Here is a 19333-nt window from a genome sequence, read left to right as displayed (position 1 = left end):
CCGAATGACGAATGACAATGAAATGCTGCAGCGCAATATGATGCAGGTCTTAATCAAGTTCTCAGTCAACGGAACTGCGGCACTTTGTCCATCTGCCTTTTGTGCAAGGCAGGGAGCCGCCTGATGCAAGGCATTCAGGCGCTCGATAGCGCCGCGTGGGGTCAGCATCCGACCCGTCGCCTTCACGCGGTGACAAGCCTGCCGTGACGGCACCAGACGCTGACAGCCTCATGGTCGAAGAGAGAACCGCGGCTGCGGGTTCAGTTAGATCGTCTGACCGCAGGCGCGGCAGAAACGACGCACCGTCTCGGCCATTCCGTATTCCAGCGCATCGGCCGTCAGCCCGTGGCCGATCGAGACTTCGGCAAGCGCCGGAATGCGCTTCACCAGCGCGGGGAGATTGTCGACCGTCAGGTCGTGCCCGGCATTGACGCCAAGGCCGTGCGCCAATGCAGCATCCGCAGTCCTTCCCAACAGCTCGAGAAATTCGATGCCGCGTTCCGGATTGTCGAAACAGCCGCCATAGGGACCGGTATAAAGTTCGATCCGATCGGCACCGGTCGCCTTGGCAAGCGCCACCGCTTCGACATCGCCGTCACCATCGGCAAACAGCGAAACCCGCATGCCGCCCTTTTTCAAGCGCGCCACAATCGGCTTCAACATTTCGCCTGTCGCACGGAAATCGAAACCGTGGTCGGACGTCGCCTGGGCCGGATCGTCAGGCACCAATGTCACCTGCTCCGGCTGGATACGTTCGCACAGCGCCAGAAAATCCTCGCTCGGATAGCCTTCGATGTTGAATTCTGCATCCGGGAATTCGTCGTCGATCAGGGCGCGCAAAACCGGCAGATCGGAAAAGCGGATATGGCGCTGGTCGGGACGCGGATGAACCGTCAGTCCGGATGCCCCGGCCTGCAACGCAATCCGCCCCAAAGCTTCAACGCTCGGCCACGGAAGATCGCGGCGATTGCGGAGCATGGCGACAGCATTGAGATTGACGGAGAGCGTAGTGGTCATGGCAGCGTCCGAAGCGAGAAATGTCAGCCTGCTTTTAGGACATGCGCAGCGTGTTGACCACCGTTTGGGAACATTACGTAGAAAATAGATCTTTCCGATACGTAAGCATATTATAATCTACAAAAATCCGGAGTAGTAATCGTTAAAACTTTACGTACGTTGTCTTCATGCAGAATTCGCCAAGTCGGCAAGATGCGGCACATGAGGCCGGCGAGGCGAATTCTGCTGTCACGATCAATCGGGTCCGCATTCCTTTCACCGAAGATCATCCGCTCATCATGACGCATAAAGCGGCCTGTGGATGCAATCGAGCAGGACCAGGTAGCGACCGAAGGATCCGATGCGAAGCGACCTGTTTGATGCACCGAGCCAGACTTCCCAGCCCTCCTGCCTGTTGTCGCCGGAATTCCTGGCGATCAGATTTTTCCCGCAAATCCAGTTGCCGTTCGAGCTGCCGGATCAGCCTGTGCCGATTGCCGACGTGGCGGACCTGTTCGGCGTAACGCACCGGACACTGCATTTCTACGAGGAAAAAGGGCTGCTGGTCGCAGGCCGTGCAACGGGACGCGGAACGGCCCCGATGCGGGTTTACGCATCAGATCAGATCCGTCGCATGGCAGTTATCACGGCCTGCCGCGAGGTCGGCATCGGCATCGTGATGATCCAGGACCTTCTGGCGGAGCTGGCAGGAGCCGCCAGCCAGGCCAAGGCCGACGACATCTTCAGTACCGCACTTCAACAACGCAAACGGGAGATGACCGCAGAGATCTCCCAGATCCGGCGGCAGATGCAGCAGATCGAGACCTTGGTGTCGCAGGACACCGACGACCGTGCCGAGACCAGCCGGACTGCAGCCTGTCCGCCGCTTGCCGATATCGAACGCCGATGCCTCTCGTTGATGAGCGATGGATATTCCGCATCAAGGATAGCCCGCGAGCTTGAGATTGATCTCGACGAAATGCGCCGAATCGAGATCGCGCTGATCGACAAGTTCGAGGCGAGCAACCGTTTTCAGGCTATCGCCAAGGCACTGGTTGCCGGTGTCGTCCTCAACTGAACCGCTCTAGCGGACGATCGTCAGCGTTTCGGCAGCGCGGGTGATCGCCGTGTAGAGCCAGCGCTCCCGCGTATCGCGAAAGGCAAAACTCTCGTCGAACAGAACGACGTTCTGCCACTGTGAACCCTGCGCCTTGTGGACGGTCAGCGCATAGCCGTAATCGAACTCGTCATAGCGTTTGCGTGTCGACCACGGAATTTCCTCGTCGCTCTCAAACGCAGTCTTCAGCAGCTTGATCTTGGCTGCACCGCGATCCATGTCGTCGTCTTCCGGGCGGATCATCAGGTTGATACCGGGCTTGACGGTTTCTCGCGACGAACTCATCACCTGCCACAGAGACCCGTTCAAAAGGCCCTTGACCTGATCGTTGCGAAGGCAGACCAGCTTGTCGCCGGACTGTGGGTAATCGGCGGTAAAGCCCTTCAGTTCGCGAAGGCGCTGGTTGTAGCGCTTGCGGGTCCGGTTGGTTCCGACCAGAACCTGATCGGCCTCCATCACCAGTTCCTGCGTCACCTCGTTGCGGGAGATGACCTTCGCCTTGCCGTAGTCGCCACGCATGATCTCCTTGCCTTCGCGCACGGTCATGGCGAGCTGGATGATCGGGTTGTCCTGCGCCTGGCGATGGATATCGGTCAGCAGATAGTCCGGTTCCTGTTCGGTAAAGAACCCGCCGCCTGTGACCGGCGGCAGCTGGCCGGGATCACCCAGAACCAGAACAGGCGTGCCGAAGCTTAAGAGGTCACGCCCAAGCTGTTCGTCTACCATCGAGCATTCATCGATGACGATCAAAGCGGCCTTGGTGAGCGGGCTCTGGCGGTTGATCGAAAACATCGGCGACACGGAAGTCTTGCCGGTTTCCTCGTTTTCAACCTCTTCCTCGCCCCGGGGGCGATAGATCAGCGAGTGGATGGTTTTGGCATTGCGCGCGCCGCGCGACCGCAGCACCTGCGCCGCCTTGCCGGTAAACGCGGCAAACAGCACGTCGCCATCGACGTGCTCGGCGAAATGCTTGGCAAGCGTCGTCTTGCCCGTGCCCGCATACCCGAACAAACGGAAAACCTGGCTACGGCCTTCCTTCAGCCATTTCGAAACGGCCTTCAAGGCCTCGTCTTGTTGCGGCGCAAATTGCATGGCCGCGACTTGGCAGGATTCTGCCCGTCAGCGCAACTGAAAAGAACGAAAGATGAATGGAAGCCGGGGATGAAGGAAGCTGGTTCAGGCGCCCAGCGCCAACTTCCGGACATTGCCCGACTCGGCGGACTCCATCTCATGCTTGGCTGCACGGGCGAGAAAGCCGGATCGGGTAAATCCATTCGCCTCGGCGAAAGCGTCGATCGAGGCGAGCATGTCTTCGGGAAGCGTGATGTTGATGCGAACAGCCTTTTTGCCCTCGGTCTTTAGAGAAACAAGAATCGCAACACCGTCCCTGTTGTCCTGGTTTTCCATCACGGCATCAAGCGAAGCCGGTTCAGGAATGGCATCGCCATCTTCCAGCAATCCTTCGACATGCAACGCCAGCGCTTCCTCAGCCATGCGCCGCGCCTCGTCCAGATCCCGACCAGCGGTAACGACGCCGGGGAAATCCGGGAAGGAAACGCCGAAATCGCTGTCGGCATCCTTATGAATCAGTGCGATATAATTGCGCATGGCTTACCTCAAATTTAGTCCGGCTTGCTTCTCGATGCTCTTGAGCGTTCCGACTGGAATATCTCGCTTAGGGTGAGGGACAGTTACCCGACCAAGCTTCCTTGGATGCTTGAACTCGACATGACTGCCCTTCCTGGCGACCTCGTACCAGCCATCAGCCTTCAACGCAGAGATGATGTCGCCACTCTTCATGGGCTATCTATACACACTTGATGTGTATTTTCAAGATGCCTGTTTTCAACTCTGTCGGTGCGGATCGTTCCTCAGCTCGATCGGCATGCCATGCGGCGTGGCTTCCGCCGCGCGCTGCCAGCTTTGCTGTAGGTTAAGGATCGTCGCTTCGTCGGCGACACGTTTCTCTTCGAGGAGGTCGCATAGCGCTGCCACCCAGCAGTCGAAATAATCGCTTCCATCGTCTGCCCTGCCGGGCTGATGGACCTGGCGCGACAATGCCGCTGCCCATTCCGGCCAAGTAAACACGCCGCGCTCGTGCAGGTGCACGGTCATCGCGAAGGCTTCGGCCGCCCAGGGCTCGGGAAAGAGCGGATCACCCTCCAGTGACACCGGCAAGCCCGGCGAATGCGCAAGGTCGGTTTTGCTATCGCATCTATGTTCAGAAGCGCTCAAGATAGCTCTCCCAGGCGTCGATGGAGACCGTCAGCGTCGGATCGGCGCCCTCGCCCCAGATTTCAGCCGCATCGAAAACGACGGTATAGACCCATTGCGGGTTCTCGCCCTTGCCATGGGCATTGTCATCCGGGAACACGAAAGCGCCCTGCACAGCCTCCACCACGCCGGTCTTGGCGCGTGCGTAACGCGGCAATCGCGTGTGGGTCTCCGGGTTGAAGTTTTTCGTGCGGACACGATCGCCCGCGGCAAAGGCAGGCCTTGTCTCCAGCGGCCGGTCGCACGGCCCGCCTTTGGAAAGCACGCCCGCAACCATCTCGGCTTTCAAGATGCGTTTGGGCACCGCCGGTTCGACCTGTTTTGTGCCCGAGGCAATTTCCGCGCTGGTCGCAAAACCGTGCCGTTCCAGAAGCACTTCCAGCGCCCGGGTCCAGATCTCGTAATAGCTGGCCGAGAGATAGCTTGCCGGTGGAATATTCTCGCGAGCATGCCGGCTTTCATCGATAGTCCACGCACCGAATGCTCCGCAGGACAGCGTCAGGCCCAGCGCGCGGCGCTCCCAGTCCGCATGGAAATAGGGTTCGTTGCTTTGAGGCGCCACCGGGCCGAACCCCATCTGGCCGCCAAGGTCGTGCGGGCCGTTCATGACGGCACCCCTGCGATCGCCGTGCCGATCATCGCGTCTCGGCTGACCAGTGCGGCAAGCGCTGCCTCGTCGAGCCCGTCCGTCCCGTCAGGTCGTTCCGGAATGACGAGGTAGCGCAGTTCGGCCGTCGAATCCCAAACGCGGATCTTCGTCTCCTTGGGAAGAGCCAAGCCGAATTCGGCCAGCACGCCGCGCGGATCGATCACCGCACGGGAGCGATAGGCCGGGGCCTTGTACCAGGTCGGCGGCAGGCCAAGCACCGCCCACGGATAACAGGAGCAGAGCGTGCAGACGATGAGGTTATGGGTACCCGGCGTGTTGAATACGGCGCGCATATGCTCACCCTGGCGGCCGGTATAGCCGAGGCTGGCGATCGCCGCCGTGGCATCTGCCTTCAGCCAGTCCGCAAACACCGGATCGCTCCATGCTTTCGCTACCACGCGGGCGCCGTTCTTCGGCCCGATCTTCGTCTCGTAGGTCTCGACGATCGCATCGACCGCTTTCGGATCAATCAGGCCCTTTTCGACCAGCACCGTTTCAAGCGCCCTTACCCGCGCCTGCATGTCGGTGTAGCGGTTGTCGTGGTCGTGAAAGTGACTGTGAGCGTGGCCATGGTGGTCGTGGTGATCGGTCTCGTGATCGTCGTGCATGGCCGGACCTCATGATCGCTGCGGAATACCTTTTCCAGCGTCCGCATCGAGGAGATGCAAACGTTGTCGTCGTCGGTTCAGCGTATGCGCCTTCCTCATGCCCGGCAAGCCTTTGCCGCCACCGGACGAACCGGAGGCTTGGCATCACGGCAGAGCGCCTTATCTGACATCAGATCACTCATCAGCGAGGTCGAAGATGCCTGATATTCCAACCGTCACCCTGCCCTCCGGCATCTCGGTTCCAGCGCTTGGTCTTGGAACCTGGAAGATGGGCGAGTCCCCGAACGACGCGAAGGCCGAGATCGAAAGTCTGCGCCGCGGCCTCGACCTTGGCATGACGCTGATCGACACGGCGGAAATGTATGGCGAAGGCGCTTCGGAAGAGCTGACAGGAAAAGCCATCGAAGGCCGACGCGACGAGGTGTTTCTGGTCAGCAAGGTCTATCCCTGGAATGCCAGCCGCCGCGGTGTGATCGAGGCCTGCGAGGCCAGTCTCGAACGGTTGAAAACGGATCGGCTCGACCTTTACCTTCTGCACTGGCGCGGCGAGCATCCGCTCGAAGAAACCGTCGCCGGGTTCGAGGAACTGCGCCGCGACGGCAAGATCGGCGCCTGGGGTGTCTCCAATTTCGACATCGCCGACATGGAGGAACTGATGGAGGTGCCGGATGGGCGCAACTGCGCGACCAATCAGGTCCTCTACAATCTGTCGCGCCGCGGCATCGAATACGATCTCTTGCCCTGGTGCCAGGAGCACGAGATTCCGGTCATGGCCTATTCCCCGATCGAACAGGGACGGATCCTGCGCAATGCGGAACTGATCCGCATCGCCAAAGCCTACCAGGCAACGCCGGCACAGGTGGCGCTCGCTTTCCTGCTGGAGCGGGACAAGGTGATCGCCATTCCAAAATCCTCGACGGCGTCGCGCGTCGAGGAAAATGCCGGTGCTGCGGACCTTGAGATCAGCGACGAGGACTGGGAAGCGCTCGACGCCGCCTTCCCGCCGCCGGAACGCAAGCAGCCGCTGGAAATGCTCTAGTCGAGGTCTAGCTGACGACGCTCGGCGACGAGCGTCTCGATCGCGGTAAACACGTCGATTTCGGCAAAGCTCTTCGTGTCGCGATAGACCGGGTAGAGGCCGAAGGCTGCCGCTGCCAGCTGATCGATGGTGGGACGGGCGGTCCGACGAGACAGCGTGGCCTGCGCGCCCTCACCGAGGTGATCTTCGGTCAGGTCCCAGCCCGCATAGAACGGACCGGCATAACACCGCACGGGCTTTTCGCGCAGGAGCGCGTCCAGCCCGAACTGGCTGGAGACCGTCCAGACTTCATCCACCACATCGAGAATGGAGGGAACCGAGACTGCATCCGACAGGAGAATCACGCCGGACGCTTTCGCTGCCTGTTCGGTCAGATAGCCCTTGCGGAAGCCGGCCATCACATCCGGATGGGTGCGCACCACGCATTGTGCACCGCTCGCGATCGCATCTTTGAGCATCCGCGAGAAACTGTCTGGCGAGCCGCCCGCCATCGGCACCGAGACGTCGCCGAACACCTGGTCCACGAGCAGGATCCGCTTCCTCGCGGATTTATCGAGCTTTGGTTCCCGGTGCGGAAGGTTGTTGTATTTCGACAGCTTTTCACGCACCAGCGCGGCGCGGATGTCTCCACCCAGAGACGCGGCGTTCCAATCGTCGGCGGAAGCCGCGATCACCGTTTCCAGGCGTGAGGGAGCGGATGCTCTTACCGGCATGCCGAGGTCGTCGATCTGGATCGAAATCGGCAGCGCGTTTTGCTTGCCGAGCCCGACCGAGCGCAAGAACCCGTCTTCCAGATACCAACTCGGCAGCCCGCGCAACGCAGCAATCAGCCGCGCCGCCTTTGCCGGGACGCGACCGCCCCACAGAACGATCCCACCGATCCCCGGCCGAAGCGTCGGTTCAAGTGCCTCGACGCCGAAGTAATGCCGCAGAAAGGGCTGCGACTGCCGGACATAGAAGGTCGCACCGATGCGCGTTCCAGGTTTCGGCAGCCAGTCCTTTTGCAATGGAGTATCCCCGGCGCCGCGGCCCGACACTTACATGCCCTGCGAGCCGCGGTTCATCGCAGCGATGCCCGTGCGGCAGATCTCGATCAAGCCGAGTGGCCGGATGACCGCCACGAACTGATCGATCTTCGACGACTTGCCGGTGATCTCGAAGATGAAGTGCTCGATCGTCGCGTCCACGACCTTCGCCTGGAACGCGTCGGCGAGACGCAAGGCCTCGGCCCGCTGGTCGCCGTGGCCGACGACCTTGAGCAGTGCCACTTCCCGCTCGATCGGCCGGTCCTGGCCGAGATCGCGGGCCCGGACCGTCAGGTCGAGAACCCGGTGGACAGGCACGATGCGCTCGAGCTGCGCTTTGATCTGCTCAAGCACGGTCGGCGTTCCGTTGGTGACGATCGTGATGCGCGATAGGTGCGCTTCATGCTCGGTCTCCGAAACCGTCAGGCTTTCGATATTGTAGCCGCGGCCGGAGAAAAGCCCGATGACGCGGGCAAGAACCCCCGGCTCGTTGCTGACGAGAACCGAAAGCGTGTGGCTCTCGACCTTGGCCGTTTCCGGCTGGAAGAAGTAGGCAGAACCGGTCGGCTGCTGATGTGCATTCATGGTCTCAGGTCCGTTTCCTCAGAGATAGGTTCAGGACGCCAGCCCTCCGCTGACGCCCCAGATGCGCCGATCAAACCAGCTGACGGCCCTTGGCGTCGATCGCGGTTGCAACAACTTCGTCTGTCGCCTCGTCCGGCAACAGCATTTCGTTATGGGCTTTGCCTGACGGGATCATCGGGAAGCAGTTGGCAAGGTTTGCGACACGGCAGTCGAAGATGACTGGCTGCCGGATTGCGATCATCTCGGCGATCTTGTCGTCCAGCTCCTTCGGATCGTCGCAATACATGCCGACCGCGCCATAGGCTTCCGCGAGTTTGACGAAGTCAGGCATCGCTTCCGTATAGGAGTTCGACAGGCGGTTGCCGTGAAGCAGCTGCTGCCACTGGCGCACCATGCCCATATACTGGTTGTTCAGGATAAAGATCTTGACCGGCAGATCGTGCTGGATCGCGCAGGACATTTCCTGGATGCACATCTGGATCGACGCGTCGCCGGCAATGTCGATGACGAGCGCATCGGGATGCGCGACCTGAACGCCGAGAGCTGCCGGCAGGCCGTAACCCATCGTACCGAGCCCACCCGATGTCATCCAGCGGTTCGGCTCTTCGAAACCGAAGAACTGTGCCGCCCACATCTGGTGCTGGCCGACCTCGGTCGTGATGAAGGTCTTGTGACCCTTCGTCGCCTCGTAGAGACGCTCGACCGCGTATTGCGGCATGATGACGTCGGTCGAGTTCTTGTAGGAAAACGACTTGCGACCCCGCCAGCTCTGGATCTCGTTCCACCAGTCGGAGATCTGCGCCTTGTCCTGCTTTTGCGGCAGGGCGCGCCACAGGCGAACCATCTCTTCCAGAACATTACCGACATCACCGATGATCGGGATCTCGACGCGGACATTCTTGTTGATCGAAGACGGGTCGATATCGATATGGATCTTGCGCGAGTTCGGCGCGAACGCGTTCAGGCGCCCGGTGATGCGGTCGTCGAAACGTGCACCGACGCAGACCATGACGTCGCAGTCATGCATCGCCATGTTGGCTTCATAGGAACCGTGCATGCCCAGCATGCCGAGCCAGTTCTTGCCCGATGCCGGATAGGCGCCGAGCCCCATCAGCGTCGAGGTGATCGGGAAATCCGTCAGCTCAATCAGCTCGCGCAGCAAACGCGATGCTTCCGGACCGGAATTGATGACGCCGCCGCCTGTGTAGAGGATCGGCCGACGGGCCGAAGCCATCAGCTGGACGGCTGCCTCGATTGCCTGCATATCGCCGGCAAGCTTGGGCGCGTAGCTCTTGTTGGCAGGCGTCGCGCCCGGTGGCGTGTAGGTTCCGGTCGCAAACTGGATATCCTTTGGGATATCGACGACAACAGGTCCCGGACGGCCCGACTGGGCGATACGGAACGCCTCGTGGATGACGCCAGCCAGCTGGTCGACGTCCTTGACGAGCCAGTTGTGCTTGGTGCAGGGGCGCGTGATGCCGACCGTATCGGCTTCCTGGAAGGCATCCGAGCCGATCAGGTTGGTCGGAACCTGGCCAGTCAGACACACGAGCGGGATCGAATCCATCAGCGCGTCCTGCAGCGGCGTAACCGCGTTGGTGGCGCCTGGACCTGACGTGACGAGCATGACACCGACCTTACCGGTCGAACGGGCATAGCCTTCGGCAGCATGGCCGGCGCCCTGTTCGTGGCGGACGAGGATGTGCTTGATGTCATCCTGCTGGAAGATTTCGTCATAGATCGGCAGGATCGCGCCGCCGGGATAGCCGAAAATATGCTCGACGCCGTTGTCCTTGAGCGCCTTCAGGACGATCTCTGCGCCCGTCATCCTGTTATTCGTATCCGTCATCATCGTCATCCGTTCACTTCTGGATTTACCGGCGGCTCCTCCGAGCCGGTTTGAAGACATAAAAAAAGGCCCCTTGAGGAGCCTGTCTTTCCGCGCATGGGTGGCTATCGCCGGACGGTTACACCGTCCTGCCCATGCGCGTTCCCACCACGATAAGTGCGTTCGAAATCTTCATGGCCGTGAGTGTTAGCCGGATATGCCCCATTCGTCAACGCAGACCGTCAGCAAAAACGTCATCTCATTGAGATCGCTCGCAGTTCGCGCCGAAAGTCACGAGGTCCTACACAAGTTGTTAAGCCGGCAAGGCTACAGTCGCGAGATTGGAGGAACCTGATCTCCATATCACCTTTCGATTGCCACCCCATTTGCAGGGCCGTTACTGTTGTTGAACAACGACCTTCACCGTTCGATCTCTGCCGGGGAGCAAGAGCGTCGCGATGCCCAGAAAATCGGTAACCGGATGCTGGGCCGTGTCGTCGCCTGCAACGGCTCGCATGCGACGATCGCAGCTGTCGCCGAGCATGGCGACACCGATCTCACAGAACTCTGGTCCGTCGGCCGGCTGATCTCCATTTCCGTCGGCAGCAACCGCGTCGTCGCGCTTGCCTATTCGATGCAATCTGGCGAACGCCAGTGGGCGGAAGGCGAAGACACGAAATTCCACATCGAAGTCGAGCTGCTCGGCGAGGTCCGTGTCGGGCATGATGGTCGCGAAGAGTTTTCGAGCGGCATTTCCGCCTACCCCTATCTCGGCGCCATTGCCCATCGTATCCGCTCGGCCGACCTTCTGCGCATCTACGATGCCGGCAAGAACGATACGTGCACGATCGGCAAGCTCAGCCAGGATGAAAGCATCGATGCGGCGATCCATGTGCCTTCAATGCTGTCGAAGCATTTCGCCATCGTCGGCTCCACCGGCGTCGGCAAGTCGACAGCCGTTTCGCTTCTCCTGCACAAAGCGATCGAAGCCGACCATCGGCTCCGCGTTCTGATCCTCGATCCGCACAACGAATTTGCGGCAGCCTTTCCCGATCATGCGGTCGTCATCGATACCGACACGCTCGATCTGCCTTTCTGGCTGATGCGCCTTGAGGAATTCTCGGAGGTCATTTTCCGTGGCCGCCCGGCTATCCCCGAAGAGCTCGACATCATGCGCGACCTCATTCCGGAAGCAAAACGCGCTTTCAAGGGCAGCGATTCGGGCCTGATGCGCCGCTCCGCTTCGGAAAAAAGTTCACTGACCGCCGATACGCCCGTCCCTTACCGCATGGCCGATCTGCTGGCCCTGATCGACGAACGGCTCGGCAGGCTGGAGGGTCGCTCCGACAAGCCGTTCCTGCGCGCTCTGAAAATGCGCATCACGTCGGCGATCAACGATCCGCGCTACCATTTCATGTTCTCCAACAACACGATCCAAGACACGATCATGGAGACGATCGCGCATATCTTCCGCATTCCCGGCGACGACCGGCCGATCTCGACGTTCCAGCTTGCCGGCATCCCATCGGAAGTCGTGAACTCTGTCGCCTCTATCCTCTGCCGTATGGCGTTCGAGCTTGCGCTCTGGAGCAATGGCGCAATTCACATGCTCGTTGTCTGCGAGGAAGCGCACCGCTACGTACCGGCAGACCGGGAGCTCGGTTTTGCGCCGACCGTGCAGGCCATCTCCCGCATCGCCAAGGAAGGCCGGAAATACGGCGTTTCGCTTGGCATCATCACGCAGCGCCCCGGCGAGCTTGACCAGACGATCCTGTCCCAGTGTTCGACGCTGTTTGCCATGCGCCTGTCGAATGAGCGGGATCAGGTCATCATCAAGTCGGCGATCCCAAATTCGTCGATCTCAACGACGAGCTTCCTGTCGTCGATCGGCAATGGCGAGGCAATCGCGTTCGGCGAGGCCATCTCGGTTCCCATGCGCATGCGCTTCTCACGCGTCGAGAAACGCTATCTTCCAAAGACCAACAGTCTTGCAAACAAGGGCAGCGAAGAAACGCCCGACACGGTTGATTTGCGTTCGATCGTGTCCCGCATGCGCTCGGTCACAGCGCCGGAAATCTCATCGTTCCAGCAGAGCTATTCCGCCAATCCACCCGCCCCGGAGGCAGGTCTGCCGATCCCCCCCGAAGACAGGCAGGCTGTGCCGGCCGCCGATGACGCGGAACTGAATGACTGGCGGCGTGAAATCGGCAGCGGTATACCGCCGCTCGATGCGCCTGCCCCGCGCTCGCCGGAGCCGCCCTCGTTGGCACCCTACAGATCCGACATGCTGCCGACCCCGCGTGCAGCGGAGCGGCTTGCACCGCGCTTCCCGGAACGCGACAGGCCGGTTGAGCGCTTTGCCGAGCGTCCCGTGGAGCGTCAGACCGACCGGCTCACGGATCGCCCGCCCGCCATTCACGACCGTTTCGCCGATCTTCGTCGGCAGGTTTCGTCCGAGACTCCGCGACCGGGCTCGCCGTCACTGGAACCGCGTCCGAACGCATTCCTGCGGCGCGAAGCTCCGCCAAGGGAAGGTTCGTTGCGCGATGGCCTTCTCAAGAAGCCGCTGAGCAGTCTCTACGACAAGGACTGATCGCGAGCGAGCGCCCTCACGTCGCGAGGCGCTCCCAGCTTTCGTCCATCTGGTTGCGGAACCAGGTCATCTGACGCTTGGCGTATTGCCGCGTCAGCGCGGAGCCACGCTCGATGACCGCGTCGCGGGTCATCCGTCCCGCGAGCATTTCGCCGATCTCCCGCACGCCGATCGCCTTCATGATCGGCAGGTCCGGGGCAGGATTAGAGGCTAGCAGCGATTCGACCTCCTCGACGGCGCCCCCATCCAGCATCTTGACGAAGCGGGCATTGATACGATCGTGCAGGATCTTTCGATCCGGCAGAACGACGATTTTGCGCGCTCGCAACGGATCGATGATGACCGGGCCTGCCTTGCCCTGAAACTCGGTGATGGATCGGCCTGTTTCTTCCAGCACCTCCAGTGCCCGCAGGATTCGCTGTCCGTCCATCGGCTTCAGATTGGCGGCAACCGCCGCGTCACGTGCCGATAACTCCGAGTGAAGTGCCTGCGGTCCCTCCTCCTTGAGCCGCAAGCGCACACGGCACCGAATATCCTGGGAAATCTCCGGCATGTCCGAAAGACCGCCCGTGAGCGCCTTGAAGTACAGCCCCGTGCCGCCGACGAAGACCGGAATCCGCCCCTGTTCTTTCAAGACCGGCAGGAGTGCGGATACGTCCCGCTGCCATTCGCCCGTCGAATAGGCGTGTGTCGCCGGCACATGCCCATAGAGGTAATGGGTGATGTCCGCGGTCTCTTCCTCTGACGGACGCGCGGTGATGATCCTGAGCGTATCGTAAACCTGCATGCTATCGGCGTTGACGACGACGCCGCCGCATTCGCGTGCCATGCGAACGGCAAGCGCCGACTTGCCGCTGGCAGTCGGCCCGGTTATCAGGATCGCATCAGTATTTTGCATAAGGTCGGTCATATGGCTTTCGTTGCCACGCTCATTGCCCATCCGTCAAACCCCGTTCTCACTCCGGCCATCGCCGAACGGGCCGCTGAAGCGGTCAACGCCTCCGGTCTGTACTGGCTGGCAGACGGGATCGCCTGCGATATCGCCCTTCGCGACGGCACCGATCCGTCGGCTGCGGAAGAAACACTTCGCGGCTTGATCGGCGAGGAGCGGATCGATGTCGTGGTGCAGGAGGCGGAAACCCGGCGCAAGTCGTTCCTCATCGCAGACATGGATTCCACCATGATCGGCCAGGAATGCATCGATGAACTCGCGGACGTCGTCGGTTTGAAGGACAAGGTGGCGACGATAACGGCACGTGCCATGAACGGCGAGATCGCATTCGAGCCGGCCTTGAGAGAACGGGTGGCGCTCTTAAAAGGCCTGCCGATCGGCGTCGTCGACGAGGTCATCGAGAAGCGGATCACGCTGACATCGGGTGGACGGGAACTGATCGCGACGATGAAGGCGAAGGGTGGGTACACGGCACTCGTGTCCGGTGGCTTTACCGTTTTTACGAGCCGCATCGCCGCAATGCTCGACTTCGACATCAACCGCGCCAACATCCTTCTCGAAGAAAACGGCATCCTGACCGGCGAAGTCGCCGAACCCATCCTCGGCAAACAGGCCAAGGTGGATGCATTGGAAGAGGTCGCCCGCGAACTCGGCATCACCCCTGATGATACGATTGCTGTCGGCGATGGCGCAAACGACCTTGGCATGCTCGGAATCGCAGGCTCCGGCGTGGCCCTCCACGCCAAGCCCACCGTCGCGGCCCAGGCCAAGATCCGCATCGACCACGGCGACCTGACCGCGCTCCTCTATATCCAGGGCTACCGGAAGACGGATTTCGTCATTCCGGGCTGAGGCTCAACAGAGGGATGAGCATCACGATGCAACCGCAGCCTGTCGCAACCACGCTCCTCGAAACTTCACGCCTCGTCCTGCGCCGCTGGCTCCCCACGGACCGGGACCTGTTCCGCGAAATCAACGCAGACCCTGACGTGATGGCGTTCTTCCCGTTCCGTCGCAGCCACGACGAATCGGATGCGTTCCTCGGGAAGCTGAACGACATGTTTTCCGAAAACGGGCTTGGCTTTTACGCGCTCGAACTCAGGGAAACCGGCGAGCCTCTCGGGTTTTGCGGGCTGACCTATGCCAATATGCCGGGGATTTTTCCGGCCGAAACGGTGGAGATCGGCTGGCGTCTGGCTGCCCGTTACTGGAGCAATGGCTATGTGACGGAAGCGGCAGAAGCGCTTCTCGATTTCGCCTTCGTGGAGAAGGACATCAAGGCCGTCGTCTCGTTCGCCGTAGCGGACAATAACCGCTCGACGGCTGTCATGAAGCGCCTTGGAATGCATCGGGCGGCCGGCATGGATTTCGACCATCCGCGCGTGCCGGAGACGCATCCCCACCTCAAGCGCCATGTCGTCTACGCAATGACACCGGAGGAATGGACAAGGCGGAACGCCCGCCTTGTCGAGAAAGCCTGAACTCTCAGGCTATTCCAGCGGAAGTGCCACGAACCGCAGGTTTCCGGTCTTGTCGGCCACCATGACATGCGCGTTGCGGCGGCCTTCCTTCTTCAGCACGTCGAAGCGCTTGGCGACCTCACCCGGGTTCTCGACGAAGTCCTGGGCGATTTCGACCACCACGTCGCCGGCCTTGAAGCCCTTGGCAGCGGCAACCGAACCAGCCTTCACCTCGGACACCACCACGCCCTCGACGCTTTCCGCGATCCCGAACGTCTTGCGGTGCGCCTCATCCAGCACGCTCAGCGTCATGCCGTAAACCGTGACGGGCTCGCTGCTTTTCTCGCCGGCGTCCGGGGAGCCGCTGTCATTCTTGCCCTGGTCATCCGGGGACTGATCGTCAGGGCTTTGTGCGTCTGGCGACTGTCCATCGGGTGCTGCCGGCTCATCGCCATCTGCGGCATCGGCCGTATCATCGAGTTGCCCGAGCGTGATGCGGACGGTCTGCTCCTTGCCGTCGCGCAGCAACCGCACCTCGACATCCTTGCCCACAGGGCTTTCGGCAACAATCCGCGGCAGATCGCGCATCGAACTGACCGACTGTCCGTCGAAGGCGAGCACGACATCGCCCGACTTGATTTCACCGTTCTTGATCGGACCGTTTTCAACGACGCCGGAAACCAGTGCTCCACGGGCCTTGTCGAGCCCCAGGCTCGCCGCGATATCGTCAGTCACGGGCTGAATGCGGACACCGAGCCAGCCGCGGCGGGTCTCGCCGAACTCGATCAGCTGATGGACGATGTTTTCCGCAAGTTCTGTCGGGACGGCAAAGCCGATCCCGATCGAGCCGCCGGAGGGCGAAATGATCGCCGTGTTGATCCCGATCACCTCGCCGCGCATATTGAACAGCGGTCCGCCGGAATTGCCCTTGTTGATCGCCGCATCCGTCTGAATGAAGTTGTCGTAGGGCCCTGCATTGATGTTTCTGCCGCGTGCGGACACGATGCCAAGCGTCACCGACCCGCCAAGACCAAACGGATTGCCGATCGCCATGACCCAGTCGCCGATCCGGATCTTTTTGGAATCACCGAAGGGAACGGCCTTGAGCGGCGTCTTGGACTCGACCTTCAGCACGGAGAGGTCGGTTTTTGTGTCGGTGCCGACCAGGCGAGCCTTCAGCTTACGGCCATCCGGGAAAATCACCTCGATATCGTCGGCGCCTTCGATAACGTGGTTGTTCGTCACCACATAGCCGGAGGAATCAATCACGAAGCCGGAGCCGAGCGAAGACACCTTCTGGTTTCCGCCCTGATTGTCCTTGTCGTCGAAAAAGTCGTCGAAGAATTCCTGGAAGGGTGAGCCCTCCTGGATCTGCGGCTGCGGGCCGGCACCCTGGTCCTTGACGCTCTGCGACGTCGAGATGTTGACGACGGCGTCGAGCAGGCCTTCCGCCAGATCGGAGATAGGCGCTGGACCTGCGGGCACCGCGGACGGGCTGACCGGAGGTGGCGGATTGAACTTGTTGCCGACTGGCGCTGGTGGCGCGGGCAGCATGCCGCCGGGCTGAGTGGCCGGCTGGCTATTAGCCTGTGGAGCCGGCGCTTGTCCCGGAAGTGCCGGGGCTTCCCCCTGCGGAGCGGGCGCCTGTCCCTGAGGCGCTGGCGCCTGTGGACGAGGGGCCGGGGCCTGGACCTGCTGCGGCTGGGCCGGGCCTTGCGCCAGTGCCTGAAGCGGACTGACCATGACGGCAACCACTAGACCGAGGCTCACGGAACCCTTCAAGGACGATAGTTTCGAATGGCCCATTGGCATCCTCGTTTTCTGTCACGGTGTCTGCCGCGGCAGAAAAGCATCCGTGCAACCCACAACGTTACGCATTGATAACTCGCGCCCCGTTCTGAAGAAAGCATAGGGCGGAATAACGGCCGGGAAAATTACCTTTTCGTGAAACCGCGACCATCAGCGAACATGGATGTGGATGACGGGTGAAAAGGGCAGTTGCGAAAAGGGCGGCCATGACAGGCCGCCCTTTTCTTAGGTGCTTAGTTCGTCGGTTGCGCCGGTGCCGGCTGGGCTGGCGTCGGCTGGGCCGGTGCAGGCCGTCCCGCTGCAGGCGGCGTTACCACGCCGTCCGACGAGTTGAAGAACCGGAAGAACTGTGAATCAGGCGAAAGCACCAGGGTCGTATCCTTCCCGGCCATCGAGGCGACATAGGCGCGCATCGACCGGTAGAACTGGAAGAACGACGGATCACGCTGGAACGCTTCCCCAAAGATGCGGTTACGCTCGGCATCGCCCTGACCTCGGATGATTTCCGAATCGCGCTGCGCTTCCGAGACGAACTCGACAACCTGGCGGTCGGCGATAGCACGGCGGCGCTGGCCTTCTTCGCTACCACGGGCGCGGATGAGTTCCGCTTCCGCCAGACGCTCTGCCCGCATGCGCGCAAATGTCTGCTGCGAGACTTCCTGCGTCAGATCCGTACGGCGGATGCGGACATCCTGGATCTTGACGCCAAGCGTTTCGGCGGCAACGTCGAGATCACGCTTGACCTCGGTCATCATCGACGCACGCTCTTCGGAGAGTGCTTCAGTAAAGCTGCGCAGACCGTAGACGCGGCGCAGACCGGCGTCGAGACGCGTGCTGATACGCGATTCGGCAGACACGCGATCGCCCGAAACCGCTTCCCGGAAACGCTGCGGGTTTTCGATCCGGTAGATCACGAACGCGTCGACTTCATAGAAGGCGCCGCCGCGGACCTGAACGCGGATATTGTCGAGATCCAGGCGAAGTGCGCGGTCTTCGATATACTGAACGCGATCCGCATCGGCAAAGGCGAAGGGAAGCTTGAAATAGATCCCCGGCTCGTTCTTCACGCTCTGAATTTCACCGAAGCGAAGCACGAGCGCCTGCTGCCGTTCGTTGACGACGAAGACCGATGAGTAGACGAGGAACAGGAGAACGGCGAGACCGATCAGGAAAGCGGGCAATTTGTTCGAGATCATCAGTTGCCCCCCTGTGCGGCTGCCGGCCGGTTGATTTCATTGAGCGGCAGATAAGGGACGACGTTCTGACCCTGCTCGATGATGACCTTGTTGGAGTTCTTCAGAACGTTCTCCATGGTCTCGATGAAGATGCGTTCGCGCGTCACGTCCGGTGCGTTCACATACTGGTCGTAGATCGACACGAAGCGCTGCGCTTCACCCTGAGCCTCGTTGACCGTCTGGTCACGATAGGCGGACGCCTCTTCGCGGACCTGCGCGGCCTGACCACGGGCGCCACCAAGCTTCTGGTTGGCGTAGCGATTGGCTTCCTCGACGATACGGTCTTCGTCCTGCTCGGCGCGCTGGACCTCTTCGAACGCGTCTGCCACTTCACGCGGCGGCGCTGCATCTTCGATCGGCACGGCGTTGATGGCAATGCCTGCGCCGTAACGGTCCATCGTGCCCTGAATGATGTCGCGCACCTGCGTCGACATGCCTTCACGAGCGTCGCGGAAAATATCCTGAGCCGGGCGGCGTCCGACGACTTCGCGCATGGCGCTGTCTGCAACCTGCTGCAGTGTCTGGGCCGGGGCCTCGACGTTGAAGAGATAGGCGCGTGGATCGGTGACGGTGAAGAGGACCGAAAACTGGACGTTGACGATATTCTGGTCGCCGGTCAGCATCCATCCGGCGTTCGAATTGGTGGCACTGCTGCGCGCACCGATATTCTGCTGCTGCTCGGTGACCTTGACGATCTCCACCGTTTCGAACGGCCAGAGATGGAAGTGAAGGCCCGGCATCGACAGCTCTTCCTTGGGCTTTCCAAACCGAAGTTCGACGCCCCGCTCGTCCGGCTGAACCGTATAGATCGATTCGAATGCCAGGAATGCGAGAACGGCCAGAAAGACGACCGCGACTGCTCCGCCGTTGAAACCACCAGGCATAAAACCCTTCAGCCGGTCTTGGCTGCGCCGCAGGATGTCTTCGAGGTCAGGCGGTCCGCCATTTCCCCCTCCGCCACCACCGCCGCCGCGCGGACGGTTCGGGCCTTGTCCCCAAGGTCCTTGATTGTTACCGCCGCCGCCGCCGCCCCATGGGCCGCCGCCGCCATTCTGATTGCTCCAGGGCATCAAAACCTCTTTGTTAGTGCTACTCCCTAACCGGTCGCCTGTCCGAGCCGCCTGAAATGCAGCAGCTCGCGGTCCGTGCCCCCGGTCATGCCG

The 19333-nt window shown here is 61.1% G+C and carries 19 protein-coding genes; 5 read left to right on the top strand and 14 right to left on the bottom strand.

Annotated elements, in window-relative coordinates:
- Positions 1–264: 264 nt before the first annotated feature.
- Positions 265–1017 carry a pyridoxine 5'-phosphate synthase gene (locus G6K99_RS10980; RefSeq protein WP_174196551.1) on the bottom strand — a complete coding sequence of 251 codons (753 nt, stop codon included), beginning with the start codon at positions 1015–1017 and terminating at the stop codon, positions 265–267.
- A 340-nt stretch (positions 1018–1357) separates the two neighbouring features.
- Between G6K99_RS10980 and G6K99_RS10975 the strand changes: the two genes are divergently transcribed.
- A complete protein-coding gene (locus G6K99_RS10975) occupies positions 1358–2074 on the top strand; it encodes a MerR family transcriptional regulator (RefSeq protein WP_174196550.1) in 717 nt (238 codons plus the stop codon).
- A gap of 6 nt (positions 2075–2080) precedes the next feature.
- Here G6K99_RS10975 and G6K99_RS10970 read toward each other — a convergent pair whose 3' ends face one another.
- The 6 genes from G6K99_RS10970 to nthA all read right to left on the bottom strand — a co-directional run bounded on the left by G6K99_RS10970 (position 2081) and on the right by nthA (position 5644).
- A complete protein-coding gene (locus G6K99_RS10970; RefSeq protein ID WP_062581019.1) occupies positions 2081–3205 on the bottom strand; it encodes an ATP-dependent RecD-like DNA helicase in 1125 nt (374 codons plus the stop codon).
- A gap of 84 nt (positions 3206–3289) precedes the next feature.
- Positions 3290–3721 (bottom strand): type II toxin-antitoxin system HicB family antitoxin, encoded by a 432-nt coding sequence (locus G6K99_RS10965; RefSeq protein WP_174196549.1) that lies wholly within the window; start codon positions 3719–3721, stop codon positions 3290–3292.
- 3 nt (positions 3722–3724) lie between these two features.
- Positions 3725–3913 carry a type II toxin-antitoxin system HicA family toxin gene (locus G6K99_RS10960; protein ID WP_174196548.1) on the bottom strand — a complete coding sequence of 63 codons (189 nt, stop codon included), beginning with the start codon at positions 3911–3913 and terminating at the stop codon, positions 3725–3727.
- 45 nt (positions 3914–3958) lie between these two features.
- Positions 3959–4348 carry a nitrile hydratase accessory protein gene (locus G6K99_RS10955; RefSeq protein ID WP_174196547.1) on the bottom strand — a complete coding sequence of 130 codons (390 nt, stop codon included), beginning with the start codon at positions 4346–4348 and terminating at the stop codon, positions 3959–3961.
- Complete coding sequence (gene nthB / locus G6K99_RS10950; RefSeq protein WP_174196546.1) at positions 4335–4994, bottom strand: nitrile hydratase subunit beta; 660 nt, start codon at positions 4992–4994, stop codon at positions 4335–4337. Before nthB ends, G6K99_RS10955 begins: the two co-directional genes overlap by 14 nt.
- Positions 4991–5644: a nitrile hydratase subunit alpha gene (nthA, locus tag G6K99_RS10945; RefSeq protein ID WP_174196545.1), complete on the bottom strand. Its 654-nt coding sequence runs from the start codon at positions 5642–5644 to the stop codon at positions 4991–4993. The genes nthB and nthA overlap by 4 nt, the downstream gene beginning before the upstream one ends.
- Before the next feature lie 196 nt (positions 5645–5840).
- Here nthA and G6K99_RS10940 point away from each other — a divergent pair, with 196 nt between their 5' ends.
- Positions 5841–6683 (top strand): aldo/keto reductase, encoded by an 843-nt coding sequence (locus G6K99_RS10940; RefSeq protein ID WP_174196544.1) that lies wholly within the window; start codon positions 5841–5843, stop codon positions 6681–6683.
- Here the strand turns inward: G6K99_RS10940 and G6K99_RS10935 are convergent.
- The 3 genes from G6K99_RS10935 to G6K99_RS10925 all read right to left on the bottom strand — a co-directional run bounded on the left by G6K99_RS10935 (position 6680) and on the right by G6K99_RS10925 (position 10142).
- The gene (locus G6K99_RS10935; protein ID WP_174196543.1) at positions 6680–7690 is read right to left on the bottom strand and encodes a capsular biosynthesis protein; all 1011 of its coding nucleotides are present in this window, start codon (positions 7688–7690) and stop codon (positions 6680–6682) included. The two genes, G6K99_RS10940 and G6K99_RS10935, sit on opposite strands and share 4 nt — an antisense overlap.
- Before the next feature lie 30 nt (positions 7691–7720).
- Positions 7721–8293, bottom strand: a complete 573-nt coding sequence (ilvN, locus tag G6K99_RS10930; RefSeq protein ID WP_062456299.1) for an acetolactate synthase small subunit — start codon at positions 8291–8293, stop codon at positions 7721–7723.
- Positions 8294–8363: 70 nt separating this feature from the next.
- Positions 8364–10142, bottom strand: coding sequence for an acetolactate synthase 3 large subunit (locus G6K99_RS10925; RefSeq protein WP_174196542.1), 1779 nt, complete (start codon positions 10140–10142; stop codon positions 8364–8366).
- 382 nt (positions 10143–10524) lie between these two features.
- On the opposite strand from G6K99_RS10925, the gene G6K99_RS10920 reads away from it, so the two are divergent.
- A complete protein-coding gene (locus G6K99_RS10920; RefSeq protein ID WP_174196541.1) occupies positions 10525–12714 on the top strand; it encodes a helicase HerA domain-containing protein in 2190 nt (729 codons plus the stop codon).
- Between the two features lie 16 nt (positions 12715–12730).
- Here the strand turns inward: G6K99_RS10920 and miaA are convergent, their stop codons facing one another.
- A complete protein-coding gene (gene miaA / locus G6K99_RS10915; protein WP_174196540.1) occupies positions 12731–13624 on the bottom strand; it encodes a tRNA (adenosine(37)-N6)-dimethylallyltransferase MiaA in 894 nt (297 codons plus the stop codon).
- On the opposite strand from miaA, the gene serB reads away from it, so the two are divergent.
- Both serB and G6K99_RS10905 read left to right on the top strand, forming a co-directional pair.
- Complete coding sequence (gene serB / locus G6K99_RS10910; protein ID WP_174196539.1) at positions 13625–14518, top strand: phosphoserine phosphatase SerB; 894 nt, start codon at positions 13625–13627, stop codon at positions 14516–14518.
- A 26-nt stretch (positions 14519–14544) separates the two neighbouring features.
- A complete protein-coding gene (locus tag G6K99_RS10905; protein ID WP_174196538.1) occupies positions 14545–15147 on the top strand; it encodes a GNAT family N-acetyltransferase in 603 nt (200 codons plus the stop codon).
- A gap of 9 nt (positions 15148–15156) precedes the next feature.
- Here G6K99_RS10905 and G6K99_RS10900 read toward each other — a convergent pair whose 3' ends face one another.
- The 3 genes from G6K99_RS10900 to hflK all read right to left on the bottom strand — a co-directional run bounded on the left by G6K99_RS10900 (position 15157) and on the right by hflK (position 19240).
- Complete coding sequence (locus tag G6K99_RS10900) at positions 15157–16932, bottom strand: Do family serine endopeptidase (protein ID WP_371816162.1); 1776 nt, start codon at positions 16930–16932, stop codon at positions 15157–15159.
- Between the two features lie 236 nt (positions 16933–17168).
- Positions 17169–18131, bottom strand: a complete 963-nt coding sequence (gene hflC / locus G6K99_RS10895; RefSeq protein WP_062581041.1) for a protease modulator HflC — start codon at positions 18129–18131, stop codon at positions 17169–17171.
- The gene (hflK, locus tag G6K99_RS10890; RefSeq protein WP_062456280.1) at positions 18131–19240 is read right to left on the bottom strand and encodes an FtsH protease activity modulator HflK; all 1110 of its coding nucleotides are present in this window, start codon (positions 19238–19240) and stop codon (positions 18131–18133) included. Before hflK ends, hflC begins: the two co-directional genes overlap by 1 nt.
- Positions 19241–19333 lie beyond the last annotated feature (93 nt).

Source organism: Neorhizobium sp. AL 9.2.2 (assembly GCF_013317225.1).
In the GTDB taxonomy this organism is placed as follows: Bacteria; Pseudomonadota; Alphaproteobacteria; order Rhizobiales; family Rhizobiaceae; genus Neorhizobium; species Neorhizobium soli.
The sequence above is the reverse complement of the archived record's forward strand: the minus strand, read 5'-3'. Positions and strand labels throughout refer to the sequence as shown.

Excerpts from the sequence above, each read along its gene's own strand:
- G6K99_RS10905 (WP_174196538.1), top strand. The coding sequence starts at position 14,545 with ATGCAACCGCAGCCTGTCGCAACCACGCTCCTCGAAACTTCACGCCTC.
- hflC (WP_062581041.1), bottom strand. The coding sequence starts at position 18,131 with ATGATCTCGAACAAATTGCCCGCTTTCCTGATCGGTCTCGCCGTTCTC.
- miaA (WP_174196540.1), bottom strand. The coding sequence starts at position 13,624 with ATGACCGACCTTATGCAAAATACTGATGCGATCCTGATAACCGGGCCG.
- G6K99_RS10965 (WP_174196549.1), bottom strand. The coding sequence starts at position 3,721 with ATGCGCAATTATATCGCACTGATTCATAAGGATGCCGACAGCGATTTC.
- ilvN (WP_062456299.1), bottom strand. The coding sequence starts at position 8,293 with ATGAATGCACATCAGCAGCCGACCGGTTCTGCCTACTTCTTCCAGCCG.
- G6K99_RS10980 (WP_174196551.1), bottom strand. The coding sequence starts at position 1,017 with ATGACCACTACGCTCTCCGTCAATCTCAATGCTGTCGCCATGCTCCGC.
- G6K99_RS10940 (WP_174196544.1), top strand. The coding sequence starts at position 5,841 with ATGCCTGATATTCCAACCGTCACCCTGCCCTCCGGCATCTCGGTTCCA.
- G6K99_RS10925 (WP_174196542.1), bottom strand. The coding sequence starts at position 10,142 with ATGACGGATACGAATAACAGGATGACGGGCGCAGAGATCGTCCTGAAG.
- G6K99_RS10900 (WP_371816162.1), bottom strand. The coding sequence starts at position 16,932 with ATGGGCCATTCGAAACTATCGTCCTTGAAGGGTTCCGTGAGCCTCGGT.
- G6K99_RS10970 (WP_062581019.1), bottom strand. The coding sequence starts at position 3,205 with ATGCAATTTGCGCCGCAACAAGACGAGGCCTTGAAGGCCGTTTCGAAA.
- serB (WP_174196539.1), top strand. The coding sequence starts at position 13,625 with ATGGCTTTCGTTGCCACGCTCATTGCCCATCCGTCAAACCCCGTTCTC.
- hflK (WP_062456280.1), bottom strand. The coding sequence starts at position 19,240 with ATGCCCTGGAGCAATCAGAATGGCGGCGGCGGCCCATGGGGCGGCGGC.
- nthA (WP_174196545.1), bottom strand. The coding sequence starts at position 5,644 with ATGCACGACGATCACGAGACCGATCACCACGACCACCATGGCCACGCT.
- G6K99_RS10975 (WP_174196550.1), top strand. The coding sequence starts at position 1,358 with ATGCGAAGCGACCTGTTTGATGCACCGAGCCAGACTTCCCAGCCCTCC.
- G6K99_RS10960 (WP_174196548.1), bottom strand. The coding sequence starts at position 3,913 with ATGAAGAGTGGCGACATCATCTCTGCGTTGAAGGCTGATGGCTGGTAC.
- nthB (WP_174196546.1), bottom strand. The coding sequence starts at position 4,994 with ATGAACGGCCCGCACGACCTTGGCGGCCAGATGGGGTTCGGCCCGGTG.